This is a genomic window from Longimicrobiaceae bacterium (genome assembly GCA_035936415.1).
In the GTDB taxonomy this organism is placed as follows: domain Bacteria; phylum Gemmatimonadota; class Gemmatimonadetes; order Longimicrobiales; family Longimicrobiaceae; genus JAFAYN01.
The window spans coordinates 1-5,138 of record DASYWD010000082.1; the positions used below are offsets into that span (position 1 = coordinate 1).

Consider the following 5,138-nt stretch of genomic DNA (forward strand, 5'->3'; position numbering starts at 1 on the left):
GAGGAGGGGCCGCCCGCCGCTCCCGCTCGATCCGGTCGCCGAGCCGGACCCAGTCGTCGGGCGGCTCGTCCCCCGTCTCAAGGCGCAGGCGCGCCGCGAACGCGGCGTGCTGCGCCAGCGCCTCGTCCGTCCTCCCGTCCAGGTGCAGCGCCGTGACCAGCGACGCATGGGGGCGCACGTCCAGCGGGAAGCTCTCCGCCCAGTGCGCCGCGCGCTCCGCCATCGCGCGCCAGTCTCCCCGGACCTCCGCTTCCGCCGCCCAGCGCTCCAGCGCGCTCTCCAGGAGGCGCCGCAGCTTCGCGCGCTCCCCGTCCACCCAGACGCGGTACGCCTCTCCCCCCGCGTCGTCCGCGGCGATGAGGAAGTCTCCCTTCCAGCGGCGGACCGCGGTCTCCAGCCGACCGGAGGCGACCTCCTCCTCGAAGGCAGCCGCGTCGAGCTCCACGGTGCCGGGCGCGATCCCGACGCGCTCCGGGGTCGCGGTGATCGCGTCGCCCACGCAGTTCCTGAGCGCCAGCACCGCCTGCCGGAGCGACTGCCGCGCGCGCTCCTCTCCGCGCTCGCCCCAGAGCAGGGTGGCCAGCTCCGCGCGGGGCACGGAGGCGGGGGAGCGGCGCGCCAGGTAGGCGAGGAGAGCCAGCTCCTTGCGCCGTCCGGCCAGCACGAGCGCCCCGTCCGCGTCCAGGAGCCGCAGCTCGCCGAGTGTCAGCAGGCGAAGCACGGCGTCAGACCGTCAAATCGATGGAAGACAAATAGTTGACGGCCGCTTCACGGCGGGTTGCGCCCGGCGGCGTATCCTGTACACCGCAGTCGAGGCCGCGCGTGGACGGACGCTGCCGGGACGTCGGTGGGACCTGTCTCGCAGGACGGAGCATGCGGGAGGGAGCGGGAGGGGCGGTTCGCCACGGGGCGGGAGCGTGGAGCCGCAATCATAAGTGCGGCGGGCGTGCCCCACAACGTTTGACGGCGGCCTCGTCTCCCCAGCTCGCGCGCTTCCACCTCTTTTCCCCTTCTACTCGCGCCAGGGACTCCCCGGCCCCCCTGCCTCACCCGCTTCGAAGGAGCCGGCGGTGCCCATCCAGGTGGAGCAGTACTCGTACTTCATGCTCCGGATCCGGCGGACGGCTTCGGAGCGCCCCGGGGAGCCGCCGGAGCTGGAGGGGCTCGTGGAGCACCTCGGAACGGGGGAGAAGAGGCCCTTCCTGAGCGGGGAGGAGCTGCTCCTGCTGGTGGGGAACTGGTGCGGGCGCGTACGCATCCCCTTCGTCGTCCCCGCCCCGGAGCCGCACGACCCCGCGCCCGCTCCACCCACGACCTGAACTCGCCGGACCGCGCACGTGCGCCGGATCCGGTTCCGGTGAGTGGATCGAATGGTCCACTCCACAATCCGCAAACCCACGGGAGAAGCTCATGTCCGAACATCCTGTCCCCGCGCAGAGCACCGGCCTCGCGCCGAACGTGGCCGGCGCGCTGGCCTACCTGCTCGGCCCCCTCACCGGAGTCGTCTTCTTCCTGATCGAGAAGGAGAGCCGGTTCGTCCGCTTCCATGCCGCGCAGTCGATCGTCGTCGGGATCGCCATGGTGGTCGCGAGCATCGTCCTCTCGGTGCTCGGCGCCGTCCTCGCCGTCGTCCCCGTCATCGGGTGGCTGATCGGCCTGCTGCTCTCGATGGCCTTCGGCTTCGGCAGCTTCGTGCTCTGGATCGTCCTCATGTTCAAGGCCTTCCAGGGGGAGGAGTGGGAGGTCCCGCTCGTGGGCGCCCAGGCCCACCGTCTCCTGGCCGCGCCGGCGGCGCGCTGACGCGAGCCCCGCGGAGCCGGCGAACCGGCTCCGCGGGCCCCTGAGCCGCTCCGCCGTCCCTCTCGGCCTCCCCCGCGGCGGCCGGGAGGAGGCGTTCCCGGTTACTGCCGCGCCCCCGACACCTCCCTTCCGCTGAGAGACATACGATGATGGAAGCCGCGCCCCCTGTCGCGAGCCCTCCCGCGCGGAAGCTGCGCCCCGCCCTGGAGCTCGCGCTCGCCTCGGGGCTGCACCTGCTCCTGCTGGTCGCGCTCGTCCAGGCGTGGCTCGCGGGGTGGCCCGGCCGATGGTGGCTGGCCGCCGCCGTGCTCGTGGCGCTCCCCCTCTCCGCCACGCTCTGGCGGCGGGCCCGGACGGCGCCGCTCCTGGTCGGCGGCGCGGCGGCGGCGTGGCTCTTCCTCTTCCCGGCCGTGCGCTACGGCTCGGGAGGAGGGGGGCTCCTGATCGCCGGGCTTTCCTTCGACGCGGCCGCCTCCATCCTCCTGGTCGCGGCGCTCGCGGCCGCCGCGTGGCAGGCCGCCCTGCTCCCGCGGCTCCCCCGCGCGGTTCGCTTCGCCCCGGCCGGGCTCGCCCTCTACGCGGGCGCCGGGATCGCCGTCGGGGCCTTCCGCGACGCGCCGCTCGGGGCGACGCTCGCGGGGGGCGGCTGGCTCCCCTTCTGGCTCCACGGGCCCTACCTCGGCGCGGGGGTGCTCCTCCCGGCCGGGATCCTCCTCAGCGCGGGTATGCTCACCGTGGGGCTGGTGCGCCGCGGAGACGTCGCCCGGCCGGCGGTGGTCCTGGCGCTCCTCGCCGTCGCCTTCCTCCTCACCGGACTGGAGCTCACGCGCCAGGGGAGGCCGAACCTGGCCGCGGCCTTCCTCCCCGCCACCGCCGCGGGGGAGGGCGCCGCCCTCGCCGCAGCGGACGGCTCCACGGCGCCGGCCGCGAAGTCCGTCCCCGACCCGGCCCCCGAGCTCGCCTCGGCGCTGGCTCCCGGAGAGGAGTGGCTCGCGGCCTTCGGCGGGGAGACGCTGGACGAGATCTTCGCGCGGGTCGCCACCGGCGTGCGCTACGAGCCGTACCCCGGGATCCTCCGCGGCGCGGTGGGGACGGCGGTGGCGCGCAGCGGCAACTCCGCCGACCAGGCGATGCTTCTCGCCGACCGGCTGCGGAGCGCGGGGTACCGCGTCCGGCTCGTGCGCGGGCGGCTCGGAGACGACAACGTCACCGCCGTGATCCGGGGGATGTACCCGCCGCGCGTCCGCTCCTGGGCGATCGGGCCGGAGTACGCCCCCTACGACCCCGCGGCCGACGACGCGCTCCGCGAGGTCGTGCGTCCCCACCTCTGGGTGGAGGTCTTCCAGGGGGCCGAGTGGCTCCCGCTCGATCCCTCCTTCCCGCGCGCCCGGATCGGCGAGGCGTACGCCGAGGCGGAAGAGCACTTCGACGAGCCCGCGCCCGAGCTCTTCCAGCGGGTGGCAGTCAAGCTGAAGGAGGAGACGGGCGACGGGAAGGTCCGCGACCTCGGCCGCTTCGAGGGGACGGTCGCGGAGCTCGGCCTCCGCCCCATCTCGCTGGTGGTCCGGGCGATCCCGCAGGCCGCCGCCGCGCCCGAAGCGGCGATGGGCTCCCCCGGGGGGATGCTGGGGGGGATGGGCTCGGCGCTCGGGGGGGGCTCGGCCGAGAAGGAGCCGGCGGCGCCCGCCGCCCCGGCGAAGATCGTGGGGGTGGCCTACCGCCGCGCGCTCGAGGTGGCGGGGGCGGCGCAGAAGGTTGAGCCCACGGTAGTGATGAACGGAGACGCGCGGGGCGCGCTCCGCCGCGAGTGGCTGGAGTTCACCCTCACCGCGCCGGGGGAGGCGCCCCGCGCCGTCGAGCGGGATCTGTTCCGTGCGGACGGCTCCACTCCCACTCCGGCGGAGGCGCGCCGCTACACGATCAACCTCGTGCCGGGGCGCGTGCACCACGCCTACGCTGCGGCACAGGCGGCGCGTGCCGGCGGCGCGATCGACCTCCGCGCGCTGAAGGGCCGCGCCCGCAGCCTCTCCCGCGTGGGACCGGACGATCCGCAGGCCGCGGGCGCCGCGCTGGAGCTCGGGCGCATGGACGACGCCGCCGGCACGCTGGCCGGCCACCTCCTGACGCTGCGCTTCGCGGCGGAGTCGGACTCCCTCACCCGCCTGATCGCGGACCGCAACGGGGTGGCGCTGGCCTGGGCGACCCCGCGCATCCTCATCGCCGGGGTGGAGACCACGCAGGGGAAGAAGAACCGCCTGGACGCGAAGGTGAGCATCGACCTCCGGCTGGACGAGGTGCGGGCGTACCCCTACCCCGGCGCCCCCGCCCGCATGGCGCCGGTGTTCCAGGCCGCGCGGGGCATGCAGGAGTCGGTGCTGGAGGGCGCGCTCGTCGCCCTCGCGAGCGGGCAAGAAGCCGCCTCCGCGAACACCGCCCGGCTCGTCTCGCAGGCCGAGGCGGAGGGGATCCCCCTGCTGGTGATCGGGGCGGGGACCCGGACCGCGCTCGACCAGCTGGACGGGCCGTCGCCCGCCTGCCGGGCCCGGATCGAGAATGCCATCGACCGCGGGCGCGAGGTGGTCGTCCCCATGCGCGCCGTCCGGCTCGCGGGGGCGCCGCGCTGGGGGTGGTGGGAGGTGAACCCCGCGTCCGGCGAGATCATCGGCGTCATGGAGGACGGCGAGCACCAGGGGATGGTCGAGTACGAGCTCGCCGGGGAGCGGATCGCGCTCAACGACGAGTCGGGAAAGGTGATCGGGCTGATCATGGGGGCCACCACCACGCAGTTCACCCTCGCCGCGCTCCTCCTGGAGCACGGGAGCGTGACGCCGCAGCTGATCGCGGCGCTGGAGGCCCACATTGGCAGAACCCTGTGCCTCTCCTGCCCCCAGGCGGAGGCGAAGCTGGAGGTCGGCGTTGGCGCGTCGATCGAGCACGACTGCTTCAGCATTTCCAGGAGCGAATCGCGCGAGGTGGGCGTTTCGGGGTCGATCAAGTTCTGCGAGGAATACTCCAAAGGCTTCAAGTGCGCCGCCGGCCTCATCGTCCGTGGGCTGAAGGGGGAGGGGCTCGCCCAGGTCTCGCTGGACGGGGGGATCGACGGGGGCTTCTCGGGCCAGCTCAACTGCGAGGAGTTCTGATGAGGGGCGGACGAGACGGCGCGCGAGGAGTGGACGTGGAGCCGGGAACCGGCCGGCGGAAACCCATAGAGCCCAGGGAGGCAGTGATGAAGCAAGTGAGCGCGCTCGCCCGGGCCGCCCTGCTGGCCGCGCTGGCGGCGTGCGGCGACCGGACCCCCTCCGCGGGAGCGGCTGTGGAGGCGCAGGCGGCCCCCGTGC

The 5,138-nt window shown here is 74.7% G+C and carries 4 protein-coding genes; 3 read left to right on the top strand and 1 reads right to left on the bottom strand.

Annotated elements, in window-relative coordinates:
* Nucleotides 1–721 (bottom strand): BTAD domain-containing putative transcriptional regulator (locus VGR37_03375; GenBank protein HEV2146435.1); only part of this gene is annotated, 721 nt, incomplete at its 3' end.
* 349 nt (nt 722–1,070) lie between these two features.
* On the opposite strand from VGR37_03375, the gene VGR37_03380 reads away from it, so the two are divergent.
* The 3 genes from VGR37_03380 to VGR37_03390 all read left to right on the top strand — a co-directional run bounded on the left by VGR37_03380 (nt 1,071) and on the right by VGR37_03390 (nt 4,940).
* Entirely contained in the window at nt 1,071–1,319 is a 249-nt protein-coding gene (locus tag VGR37_03380; protein ID HEV2146436.1) for a hypothetical protein, read from the top strand.
* A gap of 91 nt (nt 1,320–1,410) precedes the next feature.
* Entirely contained in the window at nt 1,411–1,800 is a 390-nt protein-coding gene (locus VGR37_03385) for a DUF4870 domain-containing protein (protein ID HEV2146437.1), read from the top strand.
* A 146-nt stretch (nt 1,801–1,946) separates the two neighbouring features.
* Nucleotides 1,947–4,940, top strand: coding sequence for a transglutaminase family protein (locus tag VGR37_03390; GenBank protein HEV2146438.1), 2,994 nt, complete (start codon nt 1,947–1,949; stop codon nt 4,938–4,940).
* Nucleotides 4,941–5,138: the final 198 nt, after the last annotated feature.